Genomic DNA, 15,406 nt, shown 5'->3' with positions numbered 1-15,406 from the left:
CGTTCCGCGCACGAGAGGTGGACACTGTGTCAGCCTCGCGGACTACTGTTGCCCCGTGCCCCTGACACTGCGGACGATCCTCGCGATGGACGTGCTGACCGCCGGGCGGCCCGAGGTGCTCGCCGGCGAGCAGTCGCTCGACCGGCCCGTGCGCTGGGTGCACGTGACCGAGGTCGACGACATGGTCGATCTGCTCGGCGGCCACGAGGTCGTGCTGACCACGGGCCTGCCGCTCGTCGGGCCCACGGCAGATCCCGAGCGGTTCGTCACCCAGCTCGCCGAGGCCAGCGCGTGCGGTCTCATCGTCGAGCTCGGGCCCCGGCTGCCCGAGCTGCCGGCCGCGCTGGTGCGCCAGGCACGTCGGCTCGAGCTGCCGCTCGTGGCGCTGCACGCCCCCGTGCGCTTCGTGTCGATCACCGAGGCCGTGCACCGGCTGATCGTCGGTGAGCAGTACCACGGTCTCGAGCTCGCCCAGCGCACCCACGAGGTCTTCACCAACCTCAGCCTCGACAGCGCAGACGCGAGCACGATCCTCGCCGAGGCGTCCACGCTGATCGGCGCCCCGGTCGTGCTGGAGGACGTCGGCCACCACGTCGTGGCCCTGGCCCGCCACGGGCGGACGTCCGGCGCCCTGCTGCGCGGCTGGGAGGAGCGCTCCCGGCGCGCACCGGTGCTGGACGAGGCCGGGACGTCCGGACCCGAGCGGTGGCTCACCTGCCCGGTCGGTCTGCGGGGCGCGCCGTGGGGGCGCATCGTGGCACCCCAGCAGACGCACGACCCGGTCACGACCGCGATGGTGATGCAGCGCGCCGCGCAGGCCCTGCAGCTGTCCCGTCTCGTGGAACGCGACGCGACCCGTCTGCAGTCCCAGGCGCAGGAGTCGCTGCTGCAGGAGCTCGTCGAGGGGCGCGTGCAGGACGAGGCGGACGGGCTGGCCCGCGCCGCTGCCCTCGGCATGCGCGCCGGTGCGAGCTATCTGCCGGTCGTCGCCCTGTTCGGTCCCGCTGCGCTGCCCGACCAGATCGCCCGTCAGCGCCGCGCCCGCGCCCAGCTCGAGACGGTCTCGGACGCCCTCGCCGAGGCGCGGCTCGACGCGATCTCGGGCGGCGTGGACGACCAGGGGGTCGGCATCGTCCTCGCGCTGCCCCGGGGAGTCACGGAGGACGCCGCGCTCGAGGCGCTGGCGACGGCCACCGCGAGCCGCGCCGGCGCGCTCACGCCGGGCACCGTGCCCGTCCTCGGCGTGGGCCGGGCCGCCGGGACGCTGCTGGTCGCGGCGTCCCGCATGCCGGCGACCGTGCACGTCGCGGAGGCCGCGCGGGCGCTGCAGCCGTCCTCGGCGGCCTGGTTCCGCTCGACCGACGTCCGGCTGCGTGGCCTCGTCGCGCAGCTGCGGGACGACGAGCGGGTGCTGGGCTTCGCGGAGGCCGAGCTCGGCCCGCTCCTTGCACACGAGGCCGAGCACGGCACCGGACTGCTCGACCTGCTGCGGCGCTACGTCGAGCTGCGGGGCAACAAGGCCGCGCTCGCGCAGGCGACCCACATCAGCCGTCAGGCCCTGTACGGCCGGCTGCACAAGCTCGAGTCGATCCTGCGGGTCGATCTCGACGACGCGGACTCGGTGCTCTCGCTGGGCGTCGCGCTGCTGGTGCACGACCTCCGCGTCGGGCGGGCCCGTCCCGGCCCGGGCCGACGCGGCACTACCGTGACGTCATGACCTCCCGGCCCACCACGCTCTCGATCCACGGCGCCACCGCGCTGCTGACCCTCGACGACCCCGACCGCCGCAACATCCTCACCTCCGAGATGGTGTGCTCGATCGACGAGGACGTGACCCGGGCGGAGGCGACGCCCGAGGTCAACACCCTGGTCGTGACGGGCCGCGGCCGCGCCTTCTGTGCGGGCGCCGAGCTGGCGACGCTCGAGCAGTCCGCCGCCGGCGACTTCGACGACGTCCGCGAGGTCTACGAAGGCTTCCTGCGGATCCTGCGCACGCCGCTGGCCACGATCGCTGCCGTCAACGGGCCCGCGGTCGGTGCCGGGCTCAACCTCGCCCTGGCCTGCGACGTGCGCATCGCGTCGACCGCGGCCCGCTTCGACACCCGGTTCGCACACCTGCGGATCCACCCCGGCGGCGGGCACACCTGGCTGATGGAGCGCGCGGTCGGGCACCAGCAGGCCACGCTGGCGGTGCTCTTCGGTGAGCGGTGGGATGCCGAGCGGGCGTACGACGTGGGGCTCGTCGCGCGCGTCGTGGAGCCCGAGTCGCTCGTCGACGAGGCTCTCGCTTTGGGGGCGCGCCTCGACGACATGGAGGGCGATCTCGTGCGTCGCTACGTCTCGACCCTGCGCCAGGCACAGCAGACCCCCGACCACGAGACGATCTTCGACGTCGAGACCACGGCCCAGGCCTGGTCGACGACCCGGCCCGCCTTCGTCCAGAACGTCCGCGCGCTGCGGGAGTCGATCTCCGGTCGCTGAGCCCGGCTGCCGGGCCGCCGCGGGGTCAGCCGCAGAGGTCCTTGCGCGCCTGGTCGTACTGGGCGCGCAGGCTCTGCACCAGCGCGGCCACCGAGACGCGCTCCTCGATCGCGCCGATGCCCTGGCCCGCACCCCAGATGTCCCTCCACGCCTTGGGGCCGTCGACCGCCTGCGAGCTGAAGTCCATCGCGGACGGGTCCGAGACACCCAGGTCGTCGGGGTCCATCCCGGCGGCCTCGATGCTGCCGCGGAGGTAGTTGCCGTGCACGCCGGTGAACAGGTTGCTGTAGACGATGTCCTTCGCGGTGGAGTCCACGATCATCTGCTTGTAGTCCGGTGCGGCGTTGGCCTCGTGCGTCGCGAGGAAGGCCGAGCCCACGTACGCCAGGTCGGCGCCAGCGGCCTGCGCCGCGAGGATCGAGCTGCCGTGCGAGATGGCACCCGACAGCAGCAGCGGTCCGTCGAACCAGGACCGGATCTCGCGCACCAGCGCGAACGGTGACTGCGTGCCCGCGTGCCCGCCGGCTCCCGCAGCCACCGCGATGACGCCGTCCGCGCCCTTGTCGATCGCCTTGCGGGCGAACTCGTCGTCGATGACGTCGTGCAGCACGATGCCGCCGTAGGAGTGGACCGCGTCGTTGATCTCCGTGCGGGCGCCGAGCGAGGTGATCACGATCGGCACCTGGTGCTCCACGATGACCGCCATGTCCTGCTCGAGCCGGTCGTTGGAGCGGTGGACGATCTGGTTGACCGCGAACGGGCCGACGTACGCGTCGGGGTCGGCCGCCGCGAAGGAGGCGTTCTCCTCGTCGATCTGCTGGATCCAGTCGCTCAGCAGGGCAGCTGGACGCGCGTTGAGCGCCGGGAACGCACCGATGATCCCGGCCCGGCACTGGGCGCCGACGAGCTCGGGGCCCGAGCAGATGAACAGCGGGGAGCCGACCACGGGAAGGGTGAGCGGGCCGGCGAGGGCGGGGACGAGGGTCATGGGTCTCCTTGAGGACGATTCGTCCCGACCCTAGGAGGGATCGCCGCGATATGCAACTCGTTGCACTAGTGGTACTGCCTCCCGGCACGACGAGGCCCGGCCCCCGACGTGGTCGGGAGCCGGGCCTGTCGTTCACCGGACTACTTCAGGTCGAAGCGATCCAGCTCCATGACCTTGGTCCAGGCGGCGACGAAGTCCGCGACGAACTTCTCGCGGGCGTCGTCGGACGCGTAGACCTCCGAGAGGGCACGCAGCTGCGAGTTCGAGCCGAAGACCAGGTCGACGGCGGTGGCCGTCCACTTGAGCTCGTCCGTCGCGGCGTCGCGGATCTCGAAGACGTTCTCCTGCGACTCCGAGGCCTTCCAGCGCGCGCCGGGCGCGAGCAGGTTGACGAAGAAGTCGTTGGTCAGGACGCCCGGGCGGTCCGTGAGGACGCCGTGCTTCGCACCGTCGACGTTGCCGCCGAGGGCACGCATGCCGCCGACGAGAACTGTCATCTCCGGAGCCGTCAGGTCGAGCATGTACGCCCGCTCGACGAGCTGGGTCTCGGGCGAGAACTTGTCGGCCGCACGCAGGTAGTTGCGGAAGCCGTCGGCCCGGGGCTCGAGGACCTTGAACGAGTGGACGTCCGTCTGCTCCTGCGTGGCGTCGCCACGGCCGGGGTGGAACGGCACCGTGATCTCGACGCCGGCATCCTTCGCAGCCTTCTCGACTGCGGCGTTGCCGGCCAGGACGATGAGGTCGGCCATCGAGATCTGCGCGCCGCCGGCGCTGTTGAACTCGGCCTGGATGCCCTCGAGCTTCGCCAGGACGTTCGCGAGCTGCTCGGGCTGGTTGACCTCCCAGCTGCGCTGCGGCTCGAGACGGATGCGCGCACCGTTGGCGCCGCCGCGCTTGTCGGTCGAGCGGAAGGTCGCCGCCGACGCCCATGCGGTGGCGATGAGCTCGGAGACCGAGAGACCGGACTCCAGCACCTTGGCCTTCAGCGACGCGACGTCCGCGTCACCCACGAGCTCGCCCTCGGGGGCCGGGACCGGGTCCTGCCACAGCTGCGGCTCCGGGACCCACGGGCCGAGGTAGCGGTCGATCGGGCCCATGTCGCGGTGCAGCAGCTTGTACCAGGCCTTGGCGAACGCGACCGAGAACTCGTTGGGGTTCTCCAGGAACCGGCGCGAGATCTTCTCGTACTCGGGATCGAAGCGCAGGGCCAGATCGCTGGTCAGCATCGTGGGCTTGCGCTTCGGCGAGTCCGCGGCCGGGCCGGGGACGATGTCCTCGGCGTCCTTGGCGACCCACTGGTACGCACCCGCGGGGCTCTTGGTGAGCTCCCAGTCGTACTTGAACAGGAACTTGAAGAAGTCGTTGCTCCAGCGCGTCGGCGTCGAGGTCCAGGTGACCTCGAGTCCGGACGTGATCGCGTCCTCGCCCTTGCCGGTGCCGTACTCGCTCCTCCAGCCCAGACCCTGCTCCTCCAGCGGAGCGGCCTCGGGCTCGGGGCCGACCAGGTCGGCGTCGCCCGCACCGTGGGTCTTGCCGAACGTGTGTCCGCCGGCGATCAGCGCGACGGTCTCCTCGTCGTTCATCGCCATGCGGGCGAACGTCGCACGGATGTCGCGTGCCGAGGCGAGCGGGTCGGGGTTGCCGTTGGGACCCTCGGGGTTGACGTAGATCAGACCCATCTGGACCGAGCCGAGGGCCTCCTCGAGCTCACGGTCGCCGCTGTAGCGCTCATCGCCCAGCCAGGTGTCCTCGGGGCCCCAGATGATCTCCTCGGGCTCCCAGACGTCCTCACGACCGAAGCCGAAGCCGAACGTCGTGAAGCCCATGTCCTCCATCGCGACGGTGCCGGCGTAGACCAGCAGGTCGGCCCAGGAGATCTTCTGGCCGTGCTTCTGCTTGACGGGCCACAGGAGGCGACGCGCCTTGTCGAGGTTGGCGTTGTCGGGCCAGCTGTTGAGGGGCGCGAACCGCTGGTTGCCCTCGCCGGCGCCGCCACGGCCGTCGAAGATGCGGTACGTGCCGGCCGCGTGCCAGCTCATGCGGATGAACAGGCCGCCGTAGTGACCGAAGTCGGCCGGCCACCAGTCCTGCGAGGTGTTGAGCACCTCGACGATGTCGCGACGCAGCTCGGCCAGGTCGAGCTTCTTGAACTCCTCGGCGTAGACGAAGTCAGGTCCGAGCGGGTTGGCCTTGGACGAGTGGGCGTGCAGCACCGACAGGTCGACCTGGTTGGGCCACCAGTCCTTGTTGGTGCGGGGGCGTCCGCCGGTCTTGGGCGTCGGCGAGTCGATCGCCGGGTTCTCGCTCTCGCTGCCGTGCGCGGCTGCGGAGTCGGGCATGACGGGGCACCCTGCCTCGGCCTTGCGATCGATGCCCTGCGGGCTCTCGGGGGTCTGGCTGTCGTTCATGTGATTCCTTCCGAACGGGTGGTGCTGGCGGTCACTGGGTCGTGCTGGTGGGTCACTGGGTCATTGGGGGACGAGGGCGACGGCTGCGCAGTCGGGGCAGGTGCCCCAGAACACGACCTCCGCCTCGTCGATCACGAAGCCGTGATGATCTGAGGGCGCGAGGCACGGGGCCTCGCCGATTGCGCAGTCGACGTCCGTGATCGCCCCGCACGAGCGGCAGACGATGTGGTGGTGGTTGTCGCCGATGCGGGACTCGTAGCGCGCGGTGGCGCCCGCAGGCTGGATGCGGCGCACCAGCCCGGCTGCGGTCAGCGCCCTCAGCACGTCGTACACGGCCTGGTGCGACACCTCACCCGAGCTCGCACGCACGGCCTCGATGATCGAGTCGGTGTCTGCGTGGGGATGCTCGTGCACCGCGGCGAGCACGGCGACGCGGGGGCGGGTCACGCGCAGCGAGGCCTCGCGCAAGGTGCGCTCGATCTCAGCGGTCGTGTTCATGCCTGCAGCCTACCGGTTTTCTTGAGTCAGTCAAGAAACGGGATTCCGTCGGGCGCGGTGCGCACGCCACCGTATGAGCCGGAAATCGCCGTCATACGGTGGCAGATCCACCGCGCTGCCAGTCGACGCGGTGCAGGCGGTGGGTCCCCGGTACGCCCTTGAGCTCGACCTCCCGGCTGTCCAGGACCGGTAGGGCGGCCTCCCCGACGGCCCTGAGCACGGCGTCGCTGACGAGCACCTCCGCGCCGTCCGCCTGCGAGGCGACGCGCGCCGCGAGGGCGACGTTGCGGCCGAACAGATCGTTGTCGCGGTGCACCGCGGAGCCGCGGTGCGCGCCGATGCGGACCCTCACCCCGTACAACTTCGAGCGGGACCGGAGCCGGGAGAGATCGCGCTGGATCATGCACGCGGCGGCGACGGCCTCGGCTGCCTCCGCGAACGCGACCATGAAGCCGTCCCCCTGCGTCTTGACCACGTGCCCGCCGTGCGCGTCGACCGCCCGTTGCACGAGACGGTCGTGCCGCGAGAGCAACCGGACCCACCCGCGGTCGCCGAGCTCGTGGTTGAGCGCAGTGGAGTCCTCGATGTCGGAGAACAGGATCGTCAGCGTGCCGTCGGCCCCGGCGAGGCCGGCAAGGTCGGGACGCTCGACGTCGGCCCACAGCGCGAGATCGTCGACCGAGCTGCGGATGACCCCGCCGAGGCCGTGGTCCCGCACCTTCAGCGCCGTACCGACGACGGTGCGTACGGCCTGGGTGGCCGTGGGCACCCGCCGCTGCCGGGTCGGTCGCGGACCCTCCTCCTGCAGCCTCGCGACCTGACGGCGGACGGCTCGCAGACGCACCACGGTCACGGCGAGTGCCACCGCGAGCGCACCGGTCGACACGGCCAGGACGACCTCGAGGGCTGACACGGCACCACCGTAGCGGCTTCGTGGGCCGTCTACGATCAGCCGCATGGCCACCGTCATCCTCGTCCGGCACGGACGCACCACCGCCAATGCGAGTGGCGTCCTCGCCGGCCGGACGGCCGGGGTCCGGCTCGACGAGACCGGTCGCACGCAGGCCGCCCGCACGGGTGAGCGTCTGGCCGTCGTCCCGCTGGTCGGCGTCGTCACGAGCCCGCTCGAGCGGTGTCGACAGACCGCCCGCGCAATCCTGCAGCACCAGGACGGCTCCCCCGTCACCTCGGTCGACAAGGGCATCACCGAGTGCGACTACGGCGAGTGGCAGGGCCGCGCGCTCAAGGACCTGGCCAAGGAGGATCTCTGGAAGGTCGTGCAGGGCCAGCCGTCCGCTGCGGTCTTCCCCGGCGGGGAGTCGCTGCCGGCGATGCAGGCACGGTCGGTCGCCGCGATCAGGCGGCACGACGCGGCGTTCGAGGCCGAGCACGGACCCGGCGCGGTCTGGGCCGCGGTCAGCCACGGCGACATCATCAAGGCGATCCTCGCGGACGCCCTGGGCATGCACCTGGACCTGTTCCAGCGCATCAACGTCAACCCCGCGTCGGTCTCGATCGTGCGCTACGGCGCCGCGCGTCCCGACGTCGTGGCGACGAACACCGACGCGGGCGACCTGTCCTGGCTGCGAGCGGCTCCCCCCGCGGAGGACGCCCAGGTCGGTGGCGGGGCGGGCCCGGGTGGGCCCGCCTAACATGGACCGCATGCCACCCCTCGTCCACGGATTCGACTGGCCGGACCGTTTCGTCGTCGGCACCGTCGGCGAACCCGGCGCCCGGACGTTCTTCCTCCAGGCCCGCGCGGGCAAGCGGGTCGTCAGCGTCGGCATCGAGAAGGAGCAGGCCGCTGCCCTCGCCGAGAAGATCGAGGAGGTCCTCGACGGGCTGATGGCCGAGGACGGCAATCCGTTCAGCGTCCCGGCGCTCACCCCCGCCGCCCTCGTCGACAACGACCCGCTCGAGCAGCCCGTCGAGGAGGAGTTCCGGGCGGGCGCCATGAGCCTCGGCTGGGACCCGACCACCGCCCAGATCGTGATCGAGGCGTTCCCGATCCTCGTCGTCGACGCCGAGGAGCTCGAGACCATCGACCTGGCCGAGGTGGAGCCCGAGGAGGTGCTGGTCGTCCGCATCCCGGTGGGCAGCGCCCGCGCGTTCTCCAAGCGGACGCGCGAGGTCGTCGGCGCGGGTCGCCCGATCTGCCCGCTCTGCAGCCTGCCGATGGACTCCGAGGAGCACGTCTGCGAGCTGCCCGAAGGGTTCCGGTGACGACCGGCCTCGACCTCGACGGCGACCTGGAGATCACGGGCCGCGTCATGCCGGCGTCCAATGCGACGTTCGTCGGCCAGATCGGCGACGTCGCCGTCGTCTACAAGCCGGTCTCGGGCGAACGACCGCTCTGGGACTTCCCCGACGGCTGCCTGGCCCACCGCGAGCTCGCGGCCTACCTCGTCTCGGAGGTGCTGGGCTGGGACATCGTGCCGCGTACGTGGCTGCGCGAGGGACCCCTCGGCCGCGGGATGGTCCAGCTCTGGCAGGACGTCGACCCCGATCAGGCCGCGGTGGACCTGGTGCCGAGCGACCAGGTGCCGGAGCAGGGTTGGCGCCACGTGTTCGACGGCTACGACGGCCACGACCGCCCGGTGTCCCTGATCCACGAGGACTCCCCCGGCCTTCGCCGCATGGCGGTGTTCGACATCGTCGTCAACAACGCCGACCGCAAGGGCGGACACGTCCTGGCGATGCCCGACGGCCACCGGTACGGGATCGACCACGGACTGACCTTCCATGCCGAGAACAAGCTGCGCACCGTCCTCTGGGGGTGGATCGACGAGGAGCTCTCCGCGTACGAGCTCGACGGGGTCGAGCGCGTACGTCAGGCGCTCGACGGAGACCTGGCCTCGGCTCTCGCGCCGCTGGTCCAGCCCTTCGAGGTCGCGTCCCTCATCGGTCGCTGCGAGCGCCTGCTGCGCACCCGGCGCTTCCCGTCGCCGCGAGGCGAGATGCCGGCGATCCCCTGGCCCCCGTTCTGATGGCCGGGGACAACCTGCCTGACGTCCTGCTGGTCGGCTGCGGCGACCTGGGCGCCGACATCGGCCTTCGGCTCGCTGCGCGCGGGCACGACGTGGTCGCGATCCGGCGACGTGCCGAGCTGGTCCCCCCTCCCCTTCACGGGGTCGCCGCCGATCTGACCCGCGACGTCCCCCACCTGCCACCGCTCGCGCTGGACCTCCTGGTGGTGACGTTGACGGCACGCCCGCGCACCGAGGAGGCCTACCGCGCGACGTACGTCGACGGGATGGGGCGCGCCCTCGACGCGATCGACGCGGCCGGCCAGGTGCCCCGGCGGGCCGTGCTGATCTCCTCCACGGGGGTCTACGGCGACGCGACGTCCGCGGAGCCGCTCGACGAGACCACGACACCGCTGCCGTCGGACGGTCCGGCCGAGATGCTGCTCGAGGCCGAGCGGCTCTTCGCCCGACGGGTGCCGGGCGGCACCGTCCTGCGGCTCTCGGGCCTCTACGGCCACGGCGAGCCACGGCTCCTCCAACAGGTACGGGCAGGCGAGGTCACCGATCCGAACCGCTGGACCAACCGCATCCACCGCGACGACGCGGCCGCTGCCGCGGTGCACCTGCTCACGCTCGACGAGACGCCCGGCCCGCTCTACCTCGGCACCGACGACGAGCCGGCCCTGCTGGGCGACGTGGCCGCCCACCTCGCCCGCGGCCTGGACGTCCCCGCACCACCGGTGACCGATCCGGCGCAGGCCCACGGCCGGCGGCTGTCCAACGCCCGCCTCCGGGCGACCGGCTGGGTCCCCACGTGTCCCACCTATCGCGAGGGCTACGGCTCCTGACACGGACGGGGTGCCCTCGCATCCTGAGATCGTGTCTGGTTTCCCACAGACCGCAGGCGGAATGCGCCCCTGTGCCCGGCGTTGACCCGTAGAGGCGCGCGTCCATCGGCGGCGTCCTTCGCAACTGTGAGGAACACGCATGACTGACGTCTTCGAGCCCATCAAGGTCGGCACCTGGGACCTCCCGCAGCGCTTCGTGATGGCGCCGCTCACCCGCAACCGCGCGGGCGAGCACCAGGTTCCGCGTGACATCGCGGTGACCTACTACGCCCAGCGCGCGGGCGCCGGCCTGATCATCAGCGAGGGCACGCAGCCGAGCGCGGTCGGCCAGGGCTATCTCGACACGCCCGGCATCCACACCCCCGAGCAGGTCGAGGGCTGGCGCGCGGTCGCCGACGCGGTCCACGAGCGCGGCGGTCGCATCGTCGTGCAGCTCATGCACGTGGGGCGCATCGCCCACCCCGACAACAAGGCGGGCCGCGAGACCGTCGCGCCGAGCGCGATCCCCGCCCCCGGCTCGATGGTCACCGCGCACGGATCGGTCGACCACGTGGTCCCCCGCGCGCTGGGAACCGACGAGATCCCGGGCATCGTGGAGGAGTTCGTCCACGCGGCCCGCTGCGCGATCGAGGCCGGGCTCGACGGCGTCGAGATCCACTCCGCCAACGGCTACCTGCTGCACCAGTTCCTCGCGCCGTCCACGAACGAGCGCACCGACCAGTACGGCGGGTCCCCCGTCAACCGCGCCCGCCTGACGCTCGAGGTCACCGCTGCCGTCGCCGACGCGATCGGCGCCGACCGGGTGGGCATCCGCATCTCCCCCGCCCACAACATCCAGGGCGCCGTCGAGGAGGACGCGGCCGACGTCCGGGCGACGTACACCCACCTGGTCGACAGGCTCGCGCCCATGGGGCTGGCGTACCTCAGCGTGCTCGCCGCCCCGACCGCCGAGCTCACGCAGGACCTGCGCAGCCGCTTCGGTGGGACGTTCATCGCCAACACGGGCTTCGCCGAGGTCACCGACCTCGAGCAGGTCGAGCAGATCGTCGGCGGCGGACTGGCCGATCTCGTCGCGGTCGGCCGGCCGTTCCTCGCGAACCCCGACCTGGTGACCCGTTGGCGCACCGGTGCGGAGCTCAACGAGCCGAACCCCGACACGTTCTACGGCGGCGGCGCCGAGGGCTACACCGACTACCCCACCCTCGACCAGGCCTAGGTCGCGCGGCGCACGCTGCCGCTACGTCGTCGCCTCGGATGCCTCTGGACTCGGCGTAAGGTGGAACCAGGTCGTCCGCGAGGGGGAACCATGGCCGAGGCAGCGATCCGGGTGCTCGTGCTCGAGGACGACCGCGACGCGGCCAACTTCATGCGCGCCAGCCTCCAGCGACTCGGCGGGATGGAGGTCGACCTGGCGGGCACCGCCGACGAGGCCGTCGCGGCGATGCGCCGGCACGGCTACGACGTGCTCGTGGCCGACATCCGGCTCCCGGGCCGCTCGGGGTTGCAGGCGCTGCCGGAGCTCCGCGCGATCAACCCGAGCGTCGCGATCCTGATCCTCACCGCCTATCCGACCTTCGACCACGCTGTCGAGGCGCTCCGCGAGGACGCCGATGACTTCGTCGCCAAGCCGATCGGGGCCGAGGACCTGGTCAGGCGTGTCCGCGACCTGGCGCAGCTGGCCCGCAGCCGCCAGGCCCCGTCCCGGCTGCGGGTGCTGGCGATCGGTGCCCACCCCGACGACGTCGAGCTCGGGGTGGGTGCGACCCTCGCGGCCCACGCGGCGGCGGGCGACGAGCTCACCACGCTCATCCTGTCCGGCGGCGCGGTCGGCGGGAGCACCGACGTCCGCCACCAGGAGGCGATGCACGCGGCCGCCGTGATCGGTGCCCGGCTGATCCACCTGGACTTCGCCGACACCCGGATGTCACCCGCGGACGGCCTGATCCGGGCCGTCGAGCAGGCCGTCGCGGAGGTCGACCCCGACCGCATCTACACCCACGGCATCCACGACCGCCACCAGGACCACCGCGCTGTGCACGACGCCGTGGAGGTCGGCGCGCGGTCGGTGGCCGACCTGTGGTGCTTCCAGAGCCCGTCGTCCACCGTCGACTTCCGACCCAACCGCTTCGTCACCGTCGACGGTTTCATCGACGCCAAGCTCGAGATGCTCGCCGCCTTCGTCTCCCAGAGGCATCGCGACTACATCCAGCCCGACGTGGTCCGCGCGACCGCGCGCTACTGGGCCCGCTTCAGCAGAGCCCTGTCGGCGGAGCCGCTCGAGACCGTCCGGGTGACCCAGACGGTGCGCGCCACGACCACCGTGCGGGCGACGCACGCCGTGGACGACTCCGCGTCCGACACCGCCCATGGTGGCGTCGGCTGATGCCCACGGTGGGCGGCACGCGGGTGCGCGAGCTGACCCGCCGGGTCGCTGACGCTTGGCCGACGCCGGACGCGTCGGGCTGGCGCCACCTGCCGTTCACCCTGCTGGTCGTCCTGGTGGCCCTGATCGTCTCCAATATCCCCTTGCCCACTCGCGGCCCGCTCGTCGTCGCCGCGGTCGCGGTGAGCCTCACGGTCCAGGCGCTGGCGAGCCTGGCGCGGCCTGCGCGCTGGCCGGGCGAGTGGATGCTGCTGCTCCCCCTCGGCCAGATCCTCGCCGTGTCCCTGCTCGACCTCGGCAGCGGGGACCGAAGCGGCTCGGTCGCCGTGCTGCTCTTCATCCCCGGCATCGCTCTCGCGCTGGTCCCCGGCCTCCTTTCGCTCCTCGCGGGACTCCTCGCCGTCACCCTCGCCTGCTTCGCCCCGGTGTTCCTCACCGACGACCGGTTCTACCCCGTGCTGCACGGCGCGGTCACCGCGCTGATGATCTGCGCCCTGATGGTCCACAGCCACGCGATGATCTCCATCGTCCGCCGGCACGAGCGCAGCCTGGCGGCGGCCGAGGACCTGATGCGCAGCATCATGTCCGCCGCGTCCGAGCAGGCGATCATGGCGACCGACGCGACCGGCCGCCTGGTGGCGGCGAGCAGTGGTGCCGAGCGGCTCTTCGAGGCTCCCGCCGACCGCCTGGTGGGCACCGAGCTGACCCGGCTGATGGGCGAGGACGGCGCATCGCTGGCCGGGCTCGTCGGGGCGGCGGCCGACGGCGGCTCCCACGTCTCGCAGTGGCGACGGTCGATCGGCGGATCCGCGCGCGTCGTGGAGTACGTCGTGACGCCCCGACCGGGCAATGCGGCGGAGCCTGCGTCGGGGCCGGGCCCGGCCTCGCCGGAGCCGGAGGGCTATCTCGTCGTCGCGACCGACGTGACCGCACGCGAGGAGGAGGAGGAGCGGCAGGAGCAGTTCATCGGCCTGGTCACCCACGAGCTGCGCACGCCGTTGGTCTCGATCCTCGGCTACGTCGACCTGCTGCGGCTCGATCCCGCCGGGCTCACGACGGAGCAGCGCGAGTACGTCGAGGTGCTGGCCCGCAACACCCGCCGCCTCCGCGGCCTCGTCGACGACCTGCTCCTCAGCGCCCGCCTGGCCGCCGGCGAGCGGATGGCCCACGAGGAGGTCGACGCCGTCGAGGTGGTGCGGGCGGCGCTCGCCAGCGTCCGGCCGATCGCGGACGCCGCCGCCGTGACGCTGGAGCTGTCGGGCGACGACAGCGTGCCGCTCGTCTCGGACCCGCAGCGGCTCGGCCAGGTCGTCGACAACCTCCTCACGAACGCCGTCAAGTTCAGCCACGCCGGCGGGCAGGTCCGCGTCGAGGTGGTGGCCGAGCCCGCGCCCGACGGCGGCCGCGGCGCACGGATCCGGGTCGCCGACGACGGCACGGGGATCGAACCCGACGAGCTGCGCCGCATCACCGAGCCCTTCTACCGCTCGCGCGAGAGCCGCCGTCGCCGGATCGCGGGCGTCGGGCTCGGCCTCACGCTCGTCCAGGCGCTCGTGTCGGAGCACCGCGGCACGCTCACGATCGACAGCGAGCCCGGACGCGGCACGGAGGTCGTCGTCCGGCTGCCCGACGCGGCAGCCCCCGGCGACCACCAGGGCTAGGTGCCGTCGGGGTTCCACACCGAGGCGAGCGCCTTCCAGTAGGGATCCGACATCAGCGACAGCGGCGTCACGTTGACCGAGGTGATCCCATGGCTCTCCGCGGCCCGCAGCGCGGCGAGGAACCGCGACGTGCCGATCGGCCCGACCCGCGTGCCGGGCGGTCGCTCCCAGAGCCCGACCGACACCGTCAGCCGCGACATGTCGACCCCGGTCTGGTCCAGCCGGTCGAGCACCCGGTCGAGGTCCTTCGGGCGGCGGGTGCGGTAGAGATAGGCCCACAGGATCAGGCGCTCGACCTGGCCGAGCAGGACGGCGTAGTTGTGGCCGCTGAGCAGGTTGCCGCGGGCCGGGTGCTTCCAGTCGATCCGTACGTCCATCGCGAGGCCGATCCGCGACCCCGCACCGTCCCGGGTGGCGTCCATCCGCTTCCGCATCCGCTCGAGCAGGTCGGCGATCACTGCCGCGCGCCACGCCTTGATGCTGGACGCGCCCTCGTTGATCGACCCGTCGCTGGTGCGCGGCCAGCCGCTGCGGCCGGTCATCCGCTCGAAGAGTCGCCGGTCGTCGCTGCCGAACGTGTAATCGCTGAGGAAGAGCTCGGTGATCGAGATCTGGGCGGGGTCGTAGCGCTCGCACAGCGCGCCGACGTAGTCGACCAGGCGTCGGCCGACCTCGCCGTCGACGAGCTGGCTGGCCGAGGCCTGGTAGACCGACCGCCGTCCGTCGACGGAGACCCCGGCGGCGCTCGGGTGGTCCGCCAGCCAGCTCGGTGCCATGGTGTCGACGACCAGGCCGACCTGCCGGTTCGACCCGTCCGCCGCCCGGTGGAGGGCCCGGGCCGCCCGGGCCAGGTGGTCGGTGCCGGGCTCTGCGGCCGCCGCGGGGTGGGCCTCCCAGTCGAAGGCGGTGAACTCGATCCGCCCGGCGTTGAGCTCGACCGCGTTCGCGCCCGCCTCGTCGAGCCGGACAGCGACCTGCGACCAGTCGGTGTCCGGGTCGACGACGGTCGCGAAGTCGACGCTGACCGACCGGGTCTCGTCGGGGAGCTGGGAGGGGCGCATCGGGGGCACCACCGCGGCGTCCTCACCCGAAGCCGAGGTGGTGCCGCCAGACTCCCACGGCCGCGAGATCGCCAGGGCGGCGACCAACGAGGTCGTCACGATGCCCACGACG

Annotated in this window: 14 protein-coding genes; 9 read left to right on the top strand and 5 right to left on the bottom strand. The window is 72.3% G+C overall.

What is annotated here, in order from left to right; translation table 11 throughout:
* Positions 1 to 55: 55 nt before the first annotated feature.
* Both GEV26_RS04325 and GEV26_RS04320 read left to right on the top strand, forming a co-directional pair.
* A complete protein-coding gene (locus tag GEV26_RS04325) occupies positions 56 to 1,717 on the top strand; it encodes a PucR family transcriptional regulator (RefSeq protein WP_153651921.1) in 1,662 nt (553 codons plus the stop codon).
* On the top strand, positions 1,714 to 2,481 hold the full coding sequence (locus GEV26_RS04320; RefSeq protein WP_153651920.1) for an enoyl-CoA hydratase-related protein: 768 nt from the start codon (positions 1,714 to 1,716) through the stop codon (positions 2,479 to 2,481). Before GEV26_RS04325 ends, GEV26_RS04320 begins: the two co-directional genes overlap by 4 nt.
* 25 nt (positions 2,482 to 2,506) lie before the next feature.
* On the opposite strand, the gene GEV26_RS04315 is transcribed toward GEV26_RS04320, so the two are convergent.
* The 4 genes from GEV26_RS04315 to GEV26_RS04300 all read right to left on the bottom strand — a co-directional run bounded on the left by GEV26_RS04315 (position 2,507) and on the right by GEV26_RS04300 (position 7,288).
* Positions 2,507 to 3,469 carry an NAD(P)H-dependent flavin oxidoreductase gene (locus GEV26_RS04315; protein ID WP_153651919.1) on the bottom strand — a complete coding sequence of 321 codons (963 nt, stop codon included), beginning with the start codon at positions 3,467 to 3,469 and terminating at the stop codon, positions 2,507 to 2,509.
* A gap of 140 nt (positions 3,470 to 3,609) precedes the next feature.
* The gene (gene katG / locus GEV26_RS04310; RefSeq protein ID WP_153651918.1) at positions 3,610 to 5,877 is read right to left on the bottom strand and encodes a catalase/peroxidase HPI; all 2,268 of its coding nucleotides are present in this window, start codon (positions 5,875 to 5,877) and stop codon (positions 3,610 to 3,612) included.
* Between the two features lie 60 nt (positions 5,878 to 5,937).
* Positions 5,938 to 6,375, bottom strand: a complete 438-nt coding sequence (locus tag GEV26_RS04305; RefSeq protein WP_153651917.1) for a Fur family transcriptional regulator — start codon at positions 6,373 to 6,375, stop codon at positions 5,938 to 5,940.
* Positions 6,376 to 6,466: 91 nt separating this feature from the next.
* The gene (locus tag GEV26_RS04300; protein ID WP_208431021.1) at positions 6,467 to 7,288 is read right to left on the bottom strand and encodes an adenylate/guanylate cyclase domain-containing protein; all 822 of its coding nucleotides are present in this window, start codon (positions 7,286 to 7,288) and stop codon (positions 6,467 to 6,469) included.
* A 43-nt stretch (positions 7,289 to 7,331) separates the two neighbouring features.
* On the opposite strand from GEV26_RS04300, the gene GEV26_RS04295 reads away from it, so the two are divergent.
* The 7 genes from GEV26_RS04295 to GEV26_RS04265 all read left to right on the top strand — a co-directional run bounded on the left by GEV26_RS04295 (position 7,332) and on the right by GEV26_RS04265 (position 14,233).
* Positions 7,332 to 8,027, top strand: coding sequence for a histidine phosphatase family protein (locus tag GEV26_RS04295; protein ID WP_153651915.1), 696 nt, complete (start codon positions 7,332 to 7,334; stop codon positions 8,025 to 8,027).
* A 10-nt stretch (positions 8,028 to 8,037) separates the two neighbouring features.
* Positions 8,038 to 8,598 carry a DUF3090 domain-containing protein gene (locus tag GEV26_RS04290; protein WP_153651914.1) on the top strand — a complete coding sequence of 187 codons (561 nt, stop codon included), beginning with the start codon at positions 8,038 to 8,040 and terminating at the stop codon, positions 8,596 to 8,598.
* Entirely contained in the window at positions 8,595 to 9,362 is a 768-nt protein-coding gene (locus GEV26_RS04285) for an SCO1664 family protein (RefSeq protein WP_243838921.1), read from the top strand. Before GEV26_RS04290 ends, GEV26_RS04285 begins: the two co-directional genes overlap by 4 nt.
* Positions 9,362 to 10,189, top strand: coding sequence for an NAD-dependent epimerase/dehydratase family protein (locus GEV26_RS04280; RefSeq protein ID WP_153651913.1), 828 nt, complete (start codon positions 9,362 to 9,364; stop codon positions 10,187 to 10,189). The genes GEV26_RS04285 and GEV26_RS04280 overlap by 1 nt, the downstream gene beginning before the upstream one ends.
* Positions 10,190 to 10,328: 139 nt before the next feature.
* Entirely contained in the window at positions 10,329 to 11,405 is a 1,077-nt protein-coding gene (locus GEV26_RS04275) for an alkene reductase (RefSeq protein WP_153651912.1), read from the top strand.
* A 90-nt stretch (positions 11,406 to 11,495) separates the two neighbouring features.
* Positions 11,496 to 12,572: a response regulator gene (locus GEV26_RS04270; RefSeq protein ID WP_153651911.1), complete on the top strand. Its 1,077-nt coding sequence runs from the start codon at positions 11,496 to 11,498 to the stop codon at positions 12,570 to 12,572.
* On the top strand, positions 12,572 to 14,233 hold the full coding sequence (locus GEV26_RS04265; protein ID WP_153651910.1) for a sensor histidine kinase: 1,662 nt from the start codon (positions 12,572 to 12,574) through the stop codon (positions 14,231 to 14,233). The genes GEV26_RS04270 and GEV26_RS04265 overlap by 1 nt, the downstream gene beginning before the upstream one ends.
* On the opposite strand, the gene GEV26_RS04260 is transcribed toward GEV26_RS04265, so the two are convergent.
* A complete protein-coding gene (locus GEV26_RS04260) occupies positions 14,230 to 15,393 on the bottom strand; it encodes a hypothetical protein (RefSeq protein ID WP_208431020.1) in 1,164 nt (387 codons plus the stop codon). The genes GEV26_RS04265 and GEV26_RS04260 overlap by 4 nt on opposite strands.
* Between the last annotated feature and the right edge of the window lie 13 nt (positions 15,394 to 15,406).

Source organism: Aeromicrobium yanjiei, from assembly GCF_009649075.1.
GTDB lineage: Bacteria > Actinomycetota > Actinomycetes > Propionibacteriales > Nocardioidaceae > Aeromicrobium > Aeromicrobium yanjiei.
The sequence above is the reverse complement of the archived record's forward strand: the minus strand, read 5'-3'. Positions and strand labels throughout refer to the sequence as shown.

Bases quoted from the DNA above. Each gene is read 5' to 3' on its own strand.
- GEV26_RS04320 (WP_153651920.1), top strand. From the start codon at position 1,714: ATGACCTCCCGGCCCACCACGCTCTCGATCCACGGCGCCACCGCGCTG.
- GEV26_RS04315 (WP_153651919.1), bottom strand. From the start codon at position 3,469: ATGACCCTCGTCCCCGCCCTCGCCGGCCCGCTCACCCTTCCCGTGGTC.
- katG (WP_153651918.1), bottom strand. From the start codon at position 5,877: ATGAACGACAGCCAGACCCCCGAGAGCCCGCAGGGCATCGATCGCAAG.
- GEV26_RS04305 (WP_153651917.1), bottom strand. From the start codon at position 6,375: ATGAACACGACCGCTGAGATCGAGCGCACCTTGCGCGAGGCCTCGCTG.
- GEV26_RS04295 (WP_153651915.1), top strand. From the start codon at position 7,332: ATGGCCACCGTCATCCTCGTCCGGCACGGACGCACCACCGCCAATGCG.
- GEV26_RS04290 (WP_153651914.1), top strand. From the start codon at position 8,038: ATGCCACCCCTCGTCCACGGATTCGACTGGCCGGACCGTTTCGTCGTC.
- GEV26_RS04280 (WP_153651913.1), top strand. From the start codon at position 9,362: ATGGCCGGGGACAACCTGCCTGACGTCCTGCTGGTCGGCTGCGGCGAC.
- GEV26_RS04275 (WP_153651912.1), top strand. From the start codon at position 10,329: ATGACTGACGTCTTCGAGCCCATCAAGGTCGGCACCTGGGACCTCCCG.
- GEV26_RS04270 (WP_153651911.1), top strand. From the start codon at position 11,496: ATGGCCGAGGCAGCGATCCGGGTGCTCGTGCTCGAGGACGACCGCGAC.
- GEV26_RS04265 (WP_153651910.1), top strand. From the start codon at position 12,572: ATGCCCACGGTGGGCGGCACGCGGGTGCGCGAGCTGACCCGCCGGGTC.